Source organism: Ensifer sp. Root278, from assembly GCF_001429285.1.
In the GTDB taxonomy this organism is placed as follows: Bacteria; Pseudomonadota; Alphaproteobacteria; order Rhizobiales; family Rhizobiaceae; genus Ensifer.
This window is the reverse complement of the sequence record NZ_LMJJ01000040.1, coordinates 238,715-253,701: the sequence shown is the minus strand read 5'-3', so window position 1 is coordinate 253,701 and position 14,987 is coordinate 238,715. Positions and strand designations below refer to the sequence as shown.

11 protein-coding genes are annotated in these 14,987 nt (G+C 64.8%); 6 read left to right on the top strand and 5 right to left on the bottom strand.

Annotated features, from left to right (window positions below; genetic code table 11):
- Positions 1-11 precede the first annotated feature (11 nt).
- From ASE60_RS23045 to ASE60_RS23030, 4 genes are read right to left on the bottom strand one after another with little or no spacing between them, the layout of a single operon-like run.
- The gene (locus ASE60_RS23045; RefSeq protein ID WP_057253328.1) at positions 12-1,106 is read right to left on the bottom strand and encodes a DUF917 domain-containing protein; all 1,095 of its coding nucleotides are present in this window, start codon (positions 1,104-1,106) and stop codon (positions 12-14) included.
- Position 1,107: 1 nt separating this feature from the next.
- Complete coding sequence (locus ASE60_RS23040; RefSeq protein WP_057253326.1) at positions 1,108-2,391, bottom strand: Zn-dependent hydrolase; 1,284 nt, start codon at positions 2,389-2,391, stop codon at positions 1,108-1,110.
- Positions 2,391-3,767, bottom strand: a complete 1,377-nt coding sequence (locus ASE60_RS23035) for an amidohydrolase family protein (protein WP_057253324.1) — start codon at positions 3,765-3,767, stop codon at positions 2,391-2,393. Before ASE60_RS23035 ends, ASE60_RS23040 begins: the two co-directional genes overlap by 1 nt.
- A gap of 28 nt (positions 3,768-3,795) precedes the next feature.
- Positions 3,796-5,334, bottom strand: coding sequence for an aromatic amino acid lyase (locus ASE60_RS23030; protein ID WP_057253323.1), 1,539 nt, complete (start codon positions 5,332-5,334; stop codon positions 3,796-3,798).
- A 219-nt stretch (positions 5,335-5,553) separates the two neighbouring features.
- Between ASE60_RS23030 and ASE60_RS23025 the strand changes: the two genes are divergently transcribed.
- Positions 5,554-6,732 carry a LysR family transcriptional regulator gene (locus ASE60_RS23025; protein WP_162261319.1) on the top strand — a complete coding sequence of 393 codons (1,179 nt, stop codon included), beginning with the start codon at positions 5,554-5,556 and terminating at the stop codon, positions 6,730-6,732.
- Between the two features lie 102 nt (positions 6,733-6,834).
- On the opposite strand, the gene ASE60_RS23020 is transcribed toward ASE60_RS23025, so the two are convergent.
- On the bottom strand, positions 6,835-7,806 hold the full coding sequence (locus ASE60_RS23020) for a GlxA family transcriptional regulator (protein WP_057253319.1): 972 nt from the start codon (positions 7,804-7,806) through the stop codon (positions 6,835-6,837).
- 108 nt (positions 7,807-7,914) lie between these two features.
- Here ASE60_RS23020 and ASE60_RS23015 point away from each other — a divergent pair, with 108 nt between their 5' ends.
- The 5 genes from ASE60_RS23015 (at position 7,915) to ASE60_RS22990 (ending at position 14,674) form a co-directional block, all read left to right on the top strand.
- Positions 7,915-8,817 (top strand): 3-keto-5-aminohexanoate cleavage protein, encoded by a 903-nt coding sequence (locus ASE60_RS23015; RefSeq protein WP_057253318.1) that lies wholly within the window; start codon positions 7,915-7,917, stop codon positions 8,815-8,817.
- A 16-nt stretch (positions 8,818-8,833) separates the two neighbouring features.
- Complete coding sequence (locus ASE60_RS23010) at positions 8,834-10,327, top strand: carnitine 3-dehydrogenase (protein WP_057253315.1); 1,494 nt, start codon at positions 8,834-8,836, stop codon at positions 10,325-10,327.
- A 136-nt stretch (positions 10,328-10,463) separates the two neighbouring features.
- A complete protein-coding gene (locus ASE60_RS23005; RefSeq protein ID WP_057253313.1) occupies positions 10,464-11,624 on the top strand; it encodes an acyl-CoA dehydrogenase family protein in 1,161 nt (386 codons plus the stop codon).
- Positions 11,625-11,819: 195 nt separating this feature from the next.
- Positions 11,820-13,886 carry an acetate--CoA ligase family protein gene (locus ASE60_RS22995; protein ID WP_057253309.1) on the top strand — a complete coding sequence of 689 codons (2,067 nt, stop codon included), beginning with the start codon at positions 11,820-11,822 and terminating at the stop codon, positions 13,884-13,886.
- 5 nt (positions 13,887-13,891) lie between these two features.
- Positions 13,892-14,674: a carnitinyl-CoA dehydratase gene (locus tag ASE60_RS22990; protein WP_057253307.1), complete on the top strand. Its 783-nt coding sequence runs from the start codon at positions 13,892-13,894 to the stop codon at positions 14,672-14,674.
- Positions 14,675-14,987: the final 313 nt, after the last annotated feature.

The following is a 14,987-nucleotide window of genomic DNA, read 5'->3' as shown; positions in this document are numbered from 1 at the left end:
CATCGCTCCCGTCAGCTTTCGGAAAGCGCGTAGCGGGCAAGCTCGATGCCCATCGCCTTTTCGACGGATGGATAGACCGTCGGGTCGAGTACGCTGGAAGAAAGCGGGATCACCGTCTTCGGCACATGCAGCACGAAGATCCTCATCCCCACCTGCAATTGCCCGACGCTCAAGGGTTCGCCGTCGGGCGAAAGCGTGGTGATGACGTCGGGGAAGGTCGCGCGCCTTTGGCCTTCCGCAGAGTCAACCGCCATGTATTCGTTCATCACGTGCAGTACCGTCGAGTCAGCGCCCTTCCCCAGCGTCACCGTGCCAATGTCGAAGGCTTCCTTGGTATAGACGACCGATTTGTCGGTGATCGTGCCTTCGGCAAGGATCGCGCCATTGGTCGCTTTGACGATCGCGTCGATGATAGCGCTGCCGCCCTTGGCTTCCGCCGCGATGATCGCCTCACCCAGAGCCAGCGCCAGCGAGATACCTCCGAGCGCCGCATTGGCTTTCACGTAGGACGCCCTCACCGGATTGCGGCAGGATGCGATGAAGCCGCCCGACATGTCCGACGCGGTGCGCAGGACCGGCGAGACCTTGGCGGTGGCGCCGCGCACCACCAGCTCGATATAACGGTTCTCGTCGCGATTTCCGCCGACCGCCGTCTGGATCATCGGTTCGGGTGAACCAGCAAGGCCGATCGAGCCCATGTCGCCGGTCGGATGCGCGCGGATATCGCCGACCGCGTCAACCACCTTGGTGCCGAGGATTGCCGAGGGCAGCCAACCGTTGAGCGTCGAGGACTTGCCGTTCTGGCCGATGATCAGGCCCGAGAGCTTCTCGCCGAGCGCCTCCTGCAACAGTTGCACCGCCTTGACGTAGTCGACGCCGCGCATTTCCCAGGGCGTGGTCGAGGCCGGGGCGCCGATGGCCGCTGCCGTCGCCACCCAATCGTTGGCGTCGAGCTCGTCGATCGACACCAGCTCGGGCTTGCCGATCGAGACCGCGGCGTAGCCAAGCATGCGGCCATGGTCGGCCCAGCCGCCACCGCCGGCGGCATAGACGGAGCCGCCCTTGACCGCCGCCTCGACGTCCTTTTCCTTCAGTATCCGGCCCATCTCACACCTTCTCCTGCAATCGTCTGTCGAGCCTCTTCACCGCATCGAAAAGAACGGCGGCGCCAAGCGCGATGTCGTCGTTTTCGGCCCATTCCTCCGGCGCATGCGAGCGCCCGCCGAGGCAGGGTATGAAGATCATCGCCGAGCGGGTGATGCGCCCCATCCAGGCGGTATCGTGGCCGGCACCGGACGCCATGCGCCGGTGCTTGGCGCCGATTGCGTCGCAGCTTTCTTCCAGCGTCGAGAGCAGCAGCGCATCGCCCGGCGTCGGGTGGTTGTCGGAAATCACATTGGCAGGCGCGATCGTCACGCCCGATGCCTCGGCGAGGCCGTTGCAAAGGGGCCCAAGCGTCGCGAGAAACCGCTCCATCTGCGGCCTGAGCTCGGCACGCGCGTCGATCAACAACCGCACGCGCGACGGCACCACATTCGCCGCATTCGGCTCGATCGCAAATTCGCCGACCGTTGCGGTGAAATGCCCCTCGCCTTGCGAGAGTTCCATCGCCAGCCGCTCGATCTCCAGCACGAGCCGCGAGGCTGCGACCAGCGCGTCGCGCCGATGCCCCATCGGCGTCGTGCCGGCGTGATCCGCCTGCCCCTCGACGATGATCTCGATGCGAGTGATGCCGGAAATGGCGGTCACGACGCCGACATCGAGCCGCCCGGTTTCGAGCACCGGCCCCTGCTCGATGTGCAGTTCCAGAAATGCCCTGATGTCGGAGCGCTTGGAACCCGAAAGCCGCGACGGATCACCGCCGACCTCGACGATACCCTGCCGCAGACTGAGTTCGCCCTGGGTACGGCTCAGCCAGCCATCAGGCAGCACGCCCGCCATGCCGCGGCTGCCGACGCAGGAAACGCCGAAGATCGACACTTCCTCCGCGAGAAAATCGACGATCTCCAGATCATGGTCGAGCTCGATGCCGTTGTCGGCCAGGGCCCGCGCCACTTCGAGCGCGGCCGCAACGCCGGCGATACCGTCGAAGCGGCCGCCGTCCGGCACCGTGTCGGAATGGGAGCCGAGCATGATGGTGCCGAGCGCCGACTTGCGCCCCTTGCGCCGGCCGATCAGATTTCCGGCGGCGTCGATCCGGGTTTCGAGCCCGGCGGCACGGAAGCGCCGGTCGAGGAAGGCGCGGCCCTCGAGAAACAGCGGCGTGAAAGCGCGGCGTGTGTAGGGCCGGTCGAGCTCGGTGATGCCGGCCAAACCGTTCACGATGCCGGCGATCCGGCCGGCATTGACAGGCAGATTGGCCGGGACCTTGTTGTGGGCGGTCTTGCTCATCACGCCTCCTGCAGCGCCAACGTGGCCAGCGGCCGGACGAATTGCCCAACACCGGGCTCGGCCAGCACCTCGCGACCATCGAAGGCGAGCCTGCCGCGCAGATACGTGGCAGATACCCGCCAGGGTAGCCTGATACCGTTATAGGGCGACCAGCCGACAACGTTGTGACCGCTTGCCGCTGCGTCATAGACATAGGGCTCAGGCGTCATGACGATGATATCGGCGTCCTTGCCGGATTCGAGCGCGCCCTTCTGGTGGTCCAGACGAAAATGCCGCGCCGGGTTCAGCGTCATCAGTTCGGCTGCTCGCGTCAACGGAATGCCCCGTTCGAGCGCGCCTTTGACGAAGAGCGGCACCATGACTTCCAGCCCCGGCACGCCGGAGGCATTGGCCAGCATGTCCGGATTGGTCTTGCGGTCCTCCGACCAGCTCACATGATCGGTCGAGACCATCGTCACCGTACCATCGGCCACATGCCGCCAGAGTTTCTCGACCTCGGCGCGCGGGCGGATCGGCGGATTGATCTTCGCCTTGCCGCCGAGGCGCCGGACGTCGTTTTCCTCGTCGAGCGTCAGATAGTGGATGCAGCACTCGATCGTCGCCGCATGTCCTTGCGCGCGGTAGGCGGCGGCAATCTCGTAGCCACGGCCGAGCGAGCAGTGCACCACATGCGCGGGGCAGCCCGTGGCAGCGCCGGTCTCATAAATCTGGTTGGTGGCAAGCAGTTCCGTCAGCGGCGGGCGCGACAGCCCGTGGGCGCGGTAGTCGGTGATGCCCGCCGCCTTGACCTTATCGATCGCGGCGCGCACCGCCTCGTCGTCCTCGTTGTGGACGCCGGCGGCAAGCCCGGTTGGCGCGATCGCGCGGAAGCAATCTTCAAGGAGCGCCGCCGGAATGCGCGGAAAGCGCTTGGGATCGGTGCCGAAGGTCGAGAACTTGAAGGCGGCGACACCCGCCTCCACCATTTCGCCGATGCGTGCCGGCCCCTCCTCTGGGTCGACGGTGCCATAAAGCGCGAAGTCGACACGCGCCTGCGGACCGGCATGGTCGATCTTGCGGCGAAGGGCTTCAGCCGAGCAGACGAGATTGCCCTCGTCATAGGGCATGTCGACGATGGTGGTGACGCCGCCGGCAGCCGCCGAACGCGTCGACCAGATGAAATCCTCCTGGTTCTTCTGCGACAGCGAATGCACCTGCGCATCCACGGCGCCGGGCAGGATCAGCGCATTCCCGAGATCATGCCGCTCGCGTGCCGCCGGTGCCGCTCCCTGGCCGACATGCACCACCTTGCCGTCGCGAACCGCCACGTGCCCGCCCTCGACGATCCGGTGAGGGAGAACAACGGTGCCTTTCAGAACGAGATCGAAATCGGACATGCTGTACTCCCGATGGGTCAGGTGTGGGTCACTTGCCGAGCGCGAAGAAGTCGTCGAACTCCGGCATCGGTGCGGTGGCGACGAAGGAGCGCAGCAGATCGTGGCAGGTGAAGGCATCCTGCAGCGCCTCGATCTCCTTCGAGAGCGGCCGGTCCTTGAGATACATAGGGCTGACGGAACGGGTCTGGTCGTAGGCGCGCTTGACGACGCCCTGCGGCTGGTCACCGACGAGATCGATCGCCTGCGACGACAGCATCGCCTCGATGGCGGCAAGCTGGCGCAGGTCCCGCACCTGCGTTTCCATGCGCTCGACGATCAGCGGCAGGAAGGTCGCTTCTTCTTCGAGACCGCCGGCAACGACGATCGATTGCGCCGAGAGCGGCACGGCCAGCGACTGCACCCGCATGTAAAGTTCGACGGCGAGCTTCATCAGCGGGCCGAGCCCGGTCGCCACCTCTCCCGGCGCGACAAGATTGACCGAGAGATTGCGACGTCCGCCGTTCGACAGAAGGATGCAGCGGTTCAACACGTTGCGTGCCGCATGCGAAAAGGCGATCTGTGCCGCTTCGATATAAAGCGTCGTCGTCAACGGCAGCGACGCACCGGAGGAATGCACCTGGCCGCCGAGCACCACCGGGTTGTCGTCGGAGAGATAGGTCGCCTCCACCAGCCGCCCGGCGGCAACCATCAGTGTATCGACGACGGCGCCGAACACCTGGGCGGTCATGCGCAGGCTGAGCGGATCGTGGATGGCCGTCGGCACCGGCCAGTCTGCAACACCGGATTGACCGTAGAGCCAGGAGCCGACCAGCGCCTCGCCGCGGGTCGAGAGCGTTGCCGCCACCCGCCACGGATCGGCCGACGCGCCAAGCGCTAAGGATGACATAACGCCGGTGACGAGCAGCACGCGGATCGCGGCCGCCGCCTCGCGCAGCACGTTGGCCGCCGCGGCGAAGGAAATGGCATTGACGCTGAGCGCCGCCAGCGCGTCGCGCGGCTGCATGACGAATGGCTTCAGGCCCGCCTCGGCAAGCGCCGTCTCGGCCGAAACGAGGCGCCCTTGATAGTAGGCCTCGCCGACGCCTGTCAGCACCGAGGCGATCTGCCCCATCAGGCCGATATCGGCGCAGCCCATCGAGCCGTGCCGGCGCACGGCCGGAATGATGTCGGACGCAAGAAGGGACAGAAACGCCCGGATCAGATCCGGGCTGCAGCCGGTGTGGCCGCGCATGGCGGTGTTGACGCGGATGGCGATCGCCATGCGCACGATCGCCGGCGCGAAGAACTCGCCGGTGCCGAAATGGTGGGCTCTGACCAGCGAATTGTTGAATTCAGCCAGATCGTCGGCCGTCCAGAGACGGTCCTTCATCGAGCCGACGCCGGTGTTGGAACCATAGACGGGAAGCCCCATCGCGACACGCTCGGCAACCACCTTGTGGGCCGCGGCCACCCGCTCCATGCCGCCGTCATCGGCCACCGGCCGAACCCTTCCCGCCCCGATGTCCTCGAGCGTCGCGAAGTCCAGCGGTTTCCCGCAGAGAACGATGGATTTGACCTGATGCAGCATGCCGATGGATACCTTCCCGCGCAGGAGCCGCTTCGGTTTCGAAACGGTGCGCGGATGCTCTGATGTCTCGCAACCGCCGCTCGCAAGGCCTTGGTTGCTTTGTGCATGCTATGCGCTTATCGCCCGCTCGTGCTATATCCCAAATCTGGAACGGGCAATGCGTAATCATGGACATGCCATCGGCGCATGGTACCGCTCGTCTGGCAGAAGGATCGCCGAATGGACTTAGCAACGATCGTGATCGTCGATACGGTGCTCCGCGAAGGCGGCATCCGCCGCGCCGCCACGCTCAGCGGACGCGCCCCCTCAAGTGTCAGCGCCGCCATCAAGCGCTTTGAACAGGCGATCTCCATGTCGCTGTTCCGGCGAGAAGAAACCGCACTCGTCCTGACGCTCGAAGCGCGCGCCCGCACAACTGAAATCAGGGAGGCAACGACCAAGATTGCTGCCATCATGGAGGCGGCAGGCAAGGAGGCGATCGATCCCACGCCGCCGATCGGCCTCGTCGCGCTCGACCGCTTCGTCCGGATCGCCCGCTCCGGCAGCATCCGCGCCACCGCCAAGGCGCTCGGCCTCGGCCAGCCGCAGCTGACACGGCAGATGGCCGACCTTGAACGCCATCTCGGCAGCCGCCTGTTCGAGCGCTCTCATGGCGGTGTCCTCGGCACGGCAACCGCAGAGCGGATCATTCCATTTGTCGACGCCCTGCTCGACATCTGGGCGCGGCTGACACACGCATCCGCCGATCGCTTCCGCCGCGACGCCGCCACCTGGCGCCTGGGCGCCGTCATGCCACTCGGTCCTGAAAGCGAGATCGCCCGCATGCTGGCAGCGCTGACGGCGAACTGGCAACGTACCCGCCCGCGCCAGCCGCTATACATATCCAGCACCACGGCGGATGAACTTTTGGCTGGCCTTAGAAGCAGGCGGTTCGACGCCGCCCTTCTCGATGTCGCCGAGATCCCCTTGGATTGCGACGGCAGGCTGGTGTCGCAGATGCCACTGGCGCTGGCAGGCCCCGCCTCCGTCCTTTCCGCGTTCGCAGGCGACCTGCCAAGGCTGCTCGCCGCCTGCCCGATCGCAGTGCCAAGCGTCAGGAGCGGATTGCGCCGCGAGACCGCCCGCTTCCTCGACGACACGCTTGATGAGACCGAGCGTCGCCGCATCGCCCTCGTCGAAGTCGATTCCATTCCTGTTATCATCAACCTCGTCGCTCAGCACGGCTACCTCTCGGTGCTGCCGGAATCCTCGCTCGCAAGGATGCACCGGCCTCCGGCGATGATCCGGCTTGGCCCTGCTTACCGGCAATCCCTAACGCTTGTCTGGCCGCGCGGCGCTTTCGCCGGCGAGATCGGCGAACTGATGATTTCGATGATGAAGGCGAGCCCACGGGCCTGATGGCAACGGTGCCGCCGGCGGAATCAAACTTTGATCCCCTGCGGCCAACCGCCTGAAACGACTCGGAAAACTTCCTTCTGAATCAACACATGAAGTGGGTGTTCAAGTCTTGAGCTTCAGTCGTCGCCGGGTCTCGCTCGGGCTCTCGCGATAATGCGCCCGGTAGCTTCGCGAGAAGGACGACGACGAGTTGAAGCCGGAGATCGCCGCGATGTCGGCAAATTCCAGACGTGTCTCGATCACCTTGCGCCGCGCCGCATTGAGGCGAAGCGCAAGGTAATGCTCGTGCGGCGCGACGCCCATCGTGTCGCGAAAGAGATCCTGCAGGTGGCGCGTGCTGACACCGATGCGGCGGGCAAGCCGCGCCAGCGTCAACGGCGCTTCCACGGTTTCCTCCATCAGCTTGACGGCGGCGCCGACGCGCGGATCGAGGATGCGCATGTTGCCGATCGCCGGCATCTGCAGGAGGTCGCCGCGGGTGCGCTCCTGCTCGTAGATGAAGAGGCGCGACACTTCGAGCGCCAGCGAGTAGCCGTGCGCACGGCGGATCAGTTCCAGCATCAGATCGAGCGTCGGTAGCGAGCCGCCGGTCGTGATGCGCTTGCCGTCGATGACGAAGCGCTCGCGAACCATGATCACCTGCGGATAGGTGGTGGTGAAATCCTCGAAATCCTCCCAGTGGGTGGTCGCCTTGAAATTGTCGAGCAGGCTGGTTTCGGCAAGCAGCCATGAGCCGGATTCGATGCCCGCCATCATCTCGCGGTGCCGTGCGGTCTGCGAAAGCAGCATCTTCAGTTGCGAGGTGGCGCTACGCTGCCAGTTGTAGCTCGACAGGATGAAGAGCGGCGACGTTTCACGCTGCGGCCGGAAGATGCCCGAGACGGGGATGGGTATGCCGCTCTTCGTCTCGATCGGTTCTCCATCCGGGCTGTAGATCGTCCAGTCGTAGAGCGGCCGCCCGGCGATGCGGTTGGCCGCACGCATCGGCTCGATCACCGAGGCAACGAGGATCAGATTGGTCTCCGGCAGCACCAGGATATCGACGTGCTGCACCTGCGAAACGTTCTGATCCATATCTAAACTTCTCCGCGCCATCGCCGATAATGTATAGGATGAAGCCGATTATGAAAAGCAGCGCGCCCTTTCTTGGCTCGTAATGGGGTCAATAAAAGGGAGACAGCAATGCCGCTCAGCATGAACCGCGAGGTATTCATCACCTGTGCCGTCACCGGCTCGGGAGACACCGTTTCGAAGTCCAGCCATGTTCCGATCACGCCGAAACAGATCGCCGAAGCGGCGGTCGAGGCGGCAAAGGCCGGGGCCGCCGTGATCCACTGCCATGTTCGCGATCCGGAAACCGGCGCGCCCTCCCGCAGGCTCGATCTCTACCGGGAAGTGACCGACCGCATCCGCTCCGCCGATATCGATATCGTGTTGAACCTGACGGCCGGCATGGGCGGCGACCTGGTATTCGGCAATGTCGAGAGCCCCTTGCCCGTCAATGAGAAGGGCACCGACATGGCCGGCGCCACCGAGCGCGTCGCCCACGTGGCCGAATGTCTGCCGGAAATCTGCACGCTCGACTGTGGCACCATGAACTTCTCGCTCGGCGACTACGTCATGACCAACACGCCGTCGATGCTGCGCGAAATGGCGCGGCAGATGACGGCACTTGGCGTCCGCCCCGAGATCGAGGCCTTCGACACCGGCCATCTCTGGTTCGCCAAGCAACTCGCCGAGGAAGGTCTGATCGAGGATCCGGTGCTGATCCAGCTCTGCATGGGCATTCCGTGGGGTGCGCCTGACGACCTCAACACCTTCATGGCGATGGTCAACAACGTGCCTGATAACTGGACCTTCTCGGCTTTCTCCATCGGCCGCAACGCGCTTGCCTACCCGGCAGCGGCGGTCCTTGCCGGCGGCAACGTCCGCGTCGGCCTCGAAGACAACCTTTATATCGGCAAGGGCCAGCTCGCCACCAACGGCAAGCTCGTCGAAAAGGCGGTCGGCGTCATCGAAGGCATGGGCGCCAAGATCATCGGGCCGAAGGAAGTCCGCGAGAAACTGAAGCTGACGAAGCGCTGAGCAAGGGCAGAACACCATGAGCTTTATCACCAAAGCAGCCTGTGTCGGCGGCGGCGTCATCGGCGGCGCCTGGGTGGCGCGCTTCGCGCTCGCCGGCATCGACGTGAAGATTTTCGACCCGCATCCGGAAGCCGAGCGCATCATCGGCGAAGTCATGGCTAATGCCGAGCGCGCCTACGCCATGCTGACCATGGCGCCGCTTCCGCCGAAGGGAAAACTCACCTTCTGCAAGAGCATCGAGGAAGCAGTCGAAGGCGCTGACTGGATTCAGGAAAGTGTGCCGGAACGGCTGGAACTGAAGCGCGGCGTTATCACCAAGATCGATGCGGCCGCAAAGGCCGATGCGCTGATCGGCTCGTCCACCTCGGGTCTTTTGCCCTCCGATCTACAAGCCGAGATGCACCATCCCGAGCGCATGTTCGTGGCGCACCCCTATAACCCGGTCTACCTGCTGCCGCTCGTCGAACTGGTCGGCGGCAAGAAGACGTCGAAGGCGACGATCGAGCGCGCCATGTTGGGCGTCGAGCAGATCGGCATGAAGGGCGTCGTCATCGCCAAGGAGATCGAGGCTTTCGTCGGCGACCGCCTGCTCGAGGCGCTCTGGCGCGAGGCGCTCTGGCTGATCCAGGATGACATCTGCGATACCGAAACGCTCGACAACGTCATGCGCTATTCCTTCGGCATGCGCTGGGCGCAGATGGGCCTGTTCGAGACCTATCGCATCGCCGGCGGCGAAGCCGGCATGCGCCACTTCCTCGCCCAGTTCGGTCCCTGCCTGAAATGGCCCTGGACGAAGTTCACCGACGTCGTCGATCTCGACGATGCGCTCGTCGAAAAGATCGGCGCCCAGTCGGACGCGCAGGCCGCCGGCCGCTCGATCCGCGAGCTGGAGCGCATCCGCGACGAAAACCTCGTCGGCATCATGCACGCGCTGAAATCCGGCAACGGCGGCGAAGGCTGGGGTGCGGGCAAGCTGCTTGCCGATTTCGAGGCCAAGCTCTGGGCCAATGCCAAGAAGCCGGAAGCCGACCTCGGCGACGTCAAGCCGCTGCGCATCGTCGACACCAAGGTGAGCGCCGCCTGGGTCGACTACAACGGCCACATGACCGAGCACCGCTATCTCCAGGTCTTCGGCGACACCACCGACGGCCTGCTGCGCCTGATCGGCGTCGATCTCGACTATGTGCGCGACGGCCACAGCTACTACACGGTCGAGACCCACATCCGGAACCTCGGCGAGGCCAAGCTCGGCGACGCGCTCTATTCGACCTGCCAGGTGCTGTCCTCCGACGAGAAGCGCCTGCACATCTTCTCGACGATCTACAACGCCGAGACCAATGAAGCAGTGGCGACCGCCGAGCAGATGGCGCTCCATGTCGACAGCAAGGCCGGTAAGTCCGTGCCGGCACCGGAACACGTATTGAGCAAGCTTGCCGCCATTTCCGAAGCACATGCGCAGCTGCCGGCACCGGAAGGTGTGGGCCGCTTCGTCGGCCAGAAGCGCGCCTGACCGCAACAGCGGCAGGACATCAACAGGCGACTTCGCCCTCAGGCGGAGCCGCAAACCGCAGCCAAGGCTCGCTTGAGGAGGTGGGCCGAGGCTCCGGGACGGACGTCAGCGGCGCGAAAACGAGGGGAACAACACAATGAATTTCGCACTGACCGAAGAACAGCAGATGATCGTCGATACGGTCAGGAGCTTCGTCGAAACGGAAATCTATCCGCATGAGGACGAGGTCGAGCGCACCGGCGTGGTGCCGCGCGAGCTTGGCCAGGAGATCGCCCGCAAGTGCAAGGAAATCGGTTTCTTCGGCTGCAATTTCCCTGAAGAAGTCGGCGGCGCCGGCCTCGACCACACCTCCTTCACGCTGGTCGAGCGCGAGCTTGGCCGCGGCTCCATGGGCCTCACCGTCTTCTTCGGCCGCCCCTCGGGTATCTTGATGGCCTGCAATGCCGAGCAGCGCGAAAAATACCTGCTGCCGGCGGTCAAGGGCGACAAGTTCGACGCGCTTGCCATGACCGAGCCGGACGCCGGCTCCGACGTGCGCGGCATGAAGTGTTTTGCCCGCAAGGATGGCGACGACTGGATCGTCAATGGCACCAAGCACTTCATCAGCCATGCCGACATCGCCGATTTCGTCATCGTCTTCATCGCCACCGGCGAAGAGGACACGCCGCGCGGCCCGAAGAAGAAGATCACCTGTTTCCTCGTCGACCGCGGCACGCCCGGCTTCGAGATCCGCAAGGGCTACAATTCCGTGTCGCATCGCGGCTACAACAACTGCATCCTGACCTTCGACGATTGCCGCCTGCCCTCCGCCCAGATCCTCGGCGAAGTGCACAAGGGCTTCGACGTCGCCAACGACTGGCTGTTTGCCACCCGGCTGACGGTGGCTGCGACCTCGGTCGGCCGAGCGCGCCGCGCCTTCGACTATGCGCTGAATTACGCCGCCGAACGCAAGCAGTTCGGCAAGCCGATCGGCGCCAACCAGGGCGTCTCCTTCAAGCTCGCCGACATGATCACCGAGATCGACGCCGCCGACCTCCTGACGCTGTCTGCCGCCTGGCGGCTCGATAATGGCCTGCCGTCGAACCGCGAGATCGCGTCGGCCAAGGTGTTCGCCACCGAGATGCTCGCCCGCGTCACCGATGAGGCGATCCAGATCTTCGGCGGCATGGGCCTGATGGACGATCTGCCGCTCGCCCGCTTCTGGCGCGACGCCCGCGTCGAGCGCATCTGGGACGGCACGTCCGAAATCCAGCGCCACATCATCAGCCGCGACCTGCTCCGGCCGCTGGGAGCGTGACGGGATGACGGCCACCCTCTCTCCCTCCCTCATCCCTGTGCTTGTCACAGGAATCCAGCAGCGGCACGTCCGTGCCGCCCATGACCAAAGCAACAAGCGCATGCGCTTCGAGATGGAAAGAGTTCCTATCGGCTTGCCGACGCAAGCCGGCTGGATTCCTGTGATAAGCACAGGAATGAGGGAGAGCAAGACGGCATGACCGACGCCCCCCGCTCCCTCGACCGCCTGATCCGTCCGCGCACCATCGCCGTCTTCGGCGGCAAGGAAGCCCGGCGTGTCATCGAACAATGCGACAAGATGGGGTTTTCCGGCGAGATCTGGCCGGTGCATCCGCGCGAGGACCAGATCCTCGGCCGCAAGTGCTACCGCTCGGTGGCGGAACTGCCAGGCGCACCGGATGCCTCCTTCGTCGGCGTCAACCGGCAGCTGACGATCGATATCATCCGCGATCTCGCGCGCCGCGGCGCCGGTGGTGCCGTCTGCTACGCCTCGGGCTTTCGCGAGGCGGCAAGCGAGCTTGACGACGGCAACGACATGCAGGAGGCGCTGGTGGCGGCTGCCGGCGACATGCCGATCGTCGGGCCGAATTGCTACGGCTTCATCAACATGCTCGACGGCGCCCTGCTCTGGCCGGACCAGCATGGAATGCAGCGCGTCGAAAAGGGCGTCGCCATCCTGACGCAATCCTCCAACATCACCTGCAACATCTCGATGCAGACGCGCGGCCTGCCGCTCGCCTATGTCATGACCGCCGGTAACCAGGCGCAGACGGGCTTGTCCGACATCGCCTGCGCCGTGCTCGAAGACCCGCGCGTCACCGCCGTCGGCCTGCATATCGAAGGCTTCGACAGCGTGGCAGCCCTCGAACGGCTGGCGACGCGGGCGCGCGAACTCGGCAAGCCGGTCGTGACGCTGAAGGTCGGCAAATCGGAGGCGGCGCAGCTTGCGACCGTCTCACACACCGCTTCACTTGCCGGCAACGACCGCGTCTCCTCGGCTCTGCTTGCCCGCCTCGGCATCGGCCGCGTCGATACGCTGCCAGCGCTTCTCGAAACGCTGAAGCTCCTGCATGTGGCCGGCCCGCTCGACAGCAACGACATCTCCTCGATGAGCTGTTCCGGCGGCGAGGCCTCGCTGATGGCGGACGCCGGCGAGCGCTACCGGGTGAACTACCGGGCACTGCGTGAAGAGCAGAAGAAGCCGCTCAAGGATGCGCTCGGCGAGATGGTGACGATCGCCAACCCGCTCGACTACCACACCTTCGTCTGGGGCAACCGCGAGAAGCAGACCACCGCGTTTACCGCCATGATGAAGGGCGGCTATGCGATCAATCTCCTCGTGCTCGATTTCCCGCGGCTTGACCGCTGCGACGCGACCGACTGGGAGACGACCTGCCACGCGGTGATCGACGCGGCACGGGCGACCGGCGCCCGCGCCGGCATCGTCGCGAGCCTTGGCGAGAACATGCCGGAGGCTACGGCGCTCTTCCTGATGAAGGCGGGTGTCGTCCCCTTCTTCGGCATCGAGGAGGCGCTGGCCGCGATCGAGACGGCCGCCGACATCGGCGCCGCCTGGATGAAACCGGTCCCGCCCCGCCTGCTCGACGGCAGCGGCAGCGCCGCTGGCGAGGCGATCACGCTCAGCGAACATGAGGCGAAGGTGGAGCTTGCCGCTTCGGGCCTCAAGGTGCCTGAAGGCAGAACGGCGGCGACCGCCGAAGAGGCCGCAAACGCTGCCGAGGCCCTCGGTTTCCCCGTCGTGCTCAAGGGTCTGGGCGTCGCCCACAAGACCGAAGCGGGCGCCGTGAAGCTCAACCTTGCAAACCGCGATGACGTTTATGCGGCAGCAAAGGCAATGGCCGCCGTCGCCTCGGGTTACCTGGTCGAGAAGATGGTGGCAAAACCCGTCGCCGAACTGATCATCGGCGCCATGCGCGACCCCGTGGCAGGTCCGGTACTGACGATCGGCGCCGGCGGCATCCTGGTGGAACTGCTCGACGATTCCGCCATCCTGACGCTGCCGACGACACCGGAAGCGATAAACGAGGCAATCGCCGGCCTGAAGATCCGTAAGCTCATCGATGGCTATCGCGGCGGCCCGGCAGGCGATTTCGCGGCATTGGTCGAGGCTGTCGCCGCAGCGGCATCCTATGTCGTTTCAAACGCCTCGAAGCTCGAAGAACTCGATATCAATCCTTTGATGGTGTTGCCGAACGGCCAGGGTGCCGTTGCCGCCGACGCCCTCATCCGCCGAAGGAACTGACCCTGATGACCGGACCGATCCTCACGCGCCGCGAAGGCGGCATTCTCGAAGTCACGATCGACCGGCCGAAGGCCAATGCCATCGACCTGAAGACCAGCCGGGTGATGGGCGAGATCTTCCGTGATTTCCGCGACGACGACAGCTTACGCGTCGCGATCATCACCGGCGCCGGTGAAAAATTCTTCTGTCCGGGATGGGACCTGAAGGCGGCCGCCGATGGCGACGCGGTCGACGGCGACTATGGCGTCGGCGGTTTCGGCGGCATGCAGGAGCTGCGCGACCTCAACAAGCCGATCATTGCGGCGATCAACGGCATCTGCTGCGGTGGCGGTCTCGAAATCGCGCTGTCGACCGATCTGATCCTTGCCGCCGAACACGCGACCTTCGCGCTACCTGAAATCCGCTCCGGCACAGTTGCGGACGCCGCCTCAATCAAGCTGCCGAAGCGCATCCCCTATCACATCGCCATGGACATGCTCCTGACCGGTCGCTGGCTCGACGTGGCGGAAGCCCACCGCTGGGGCTTCGTCAACGAGATCCTGCCGGCAAACAGGCTGATGGAGCGCGCCTGGGAGCTCGCCCGCCTGCTCGAAAGCGGACCGCCGCTGGTCTACGCCGCGATCAAGGAAGTGGTGCGCGCCGCCGAAGGCGAGGCCTTCCAGACGACCATGAACAAGATCACCCAACGGCAGTTCAAGACGGTCGACATTCTCTATTCTAGCGAAGACCAGCTGGAGGGCGCACGCGCCTTCGCCGAGAAGCGCGACCCCGTCTGGAAGGGCCGCTGACAGACCCCGCCATCCTTGGTGGCGCAGGGAACCGAGCCGGGCGACCGGCATTGAGACGTGACGAGACGCGCGGGCAAAGCCGCGCGCCATAAACCACGCGTCCATAAGCCAAGCTTATGGAAATAAATTGTAATTTAGGGCGTTACAAGATCGGTTCCAGCGACTACGCTTATCGATCTGAAGCTAATGCGCCCGGTCGACGAAAGGAGAACGAAACCCGACGAAACAAGAAGCGGCCGCCCGGGCCGATCCGAAATGCCATCGATACAATGGCTGTACGCAGCAATCTCTAACAACCACAACGAACGGCGAA

Bases quoted from the DNA above. Each gene is read 5' to 3' on its own strand.
- ASE60_RS23020 (WP_057253319.1), bottom strand. From the start codon at position 7,806: ATGGATCAGAACGTTTCGCAGGTGCAGCACGTCGATATCCTGGTGCTG.
- ASE60_RS23035 (WP_057253324.1), bottom strand. From the start codon at position 3,767: ATGTCCGATTTCGATCTCGTTCTGAAAGGCACCGTTGTTCTCCCTCAC.
- ASE60_RS22990 (WP_057253307.1), top strand. From the start codon at position 13,892: ATGACCGGACCGATCCTCACGCGCCGCGAAGGCGGCATTCTCGAAGTC.
- ASE60_RS23005 (WP_057253313.1), top strand. From the start codon at position 10,464: ATGAATTTCGCACTGACCGAAGAACAGCAGATGATCGTCGATACGGTC.
- ASE60_RS23015 (WP_057253318.1), top strand. From the start codon at position 7,915: ATGCCGCTCAGCATGAACCGCGAGGTATTCATCACCTGTGCCGTCACC.
- ASE60_RS23010 (WP_057253315.1), top strand. From the start codon at position 8,834: ATGAGCTTTATCACCAAAGCAGCCTGTGTCGGCGGCGGCGTCATCGGC.
- ASE60_RS22995 (WP_057253309.1), top strand. From the start codon at position 11,820: ATGACCGACGCCCCCCGCTCCCTCGACCGCCTGATCCGTCCGCGCACC.
- ASE60_RS23025 (WP_162261319.1), top strand. From the start codon at position 5,554: ATGGACTTAGCAACGATCGTGATCGTCGATACGGTGCTCCGCGAAGGC.
- ASE60_RS23040 (WP_057253326.1), bottom strand. From the start codon at position 2,391: ATGAGCAAGACCGCCCACAACAAGGTCCCGGCCAATCTGCCTGTCAAT.
- ASE60_RS23045 (WP_057253328.1), bottom strand. From the start codon at position 1,106: ATGGGCCGGATACTGAAGGAAAAGGACGTCGAGGCGGCGGTCAAGGGC.
- ASE60_RS23030 (WP_057253323.1), bottom strand. From the start codon at position 5,334: ATGCTGCATCAGGTCAAATCCATCGTTCTCTGCGGGAAACCGCTGGAC.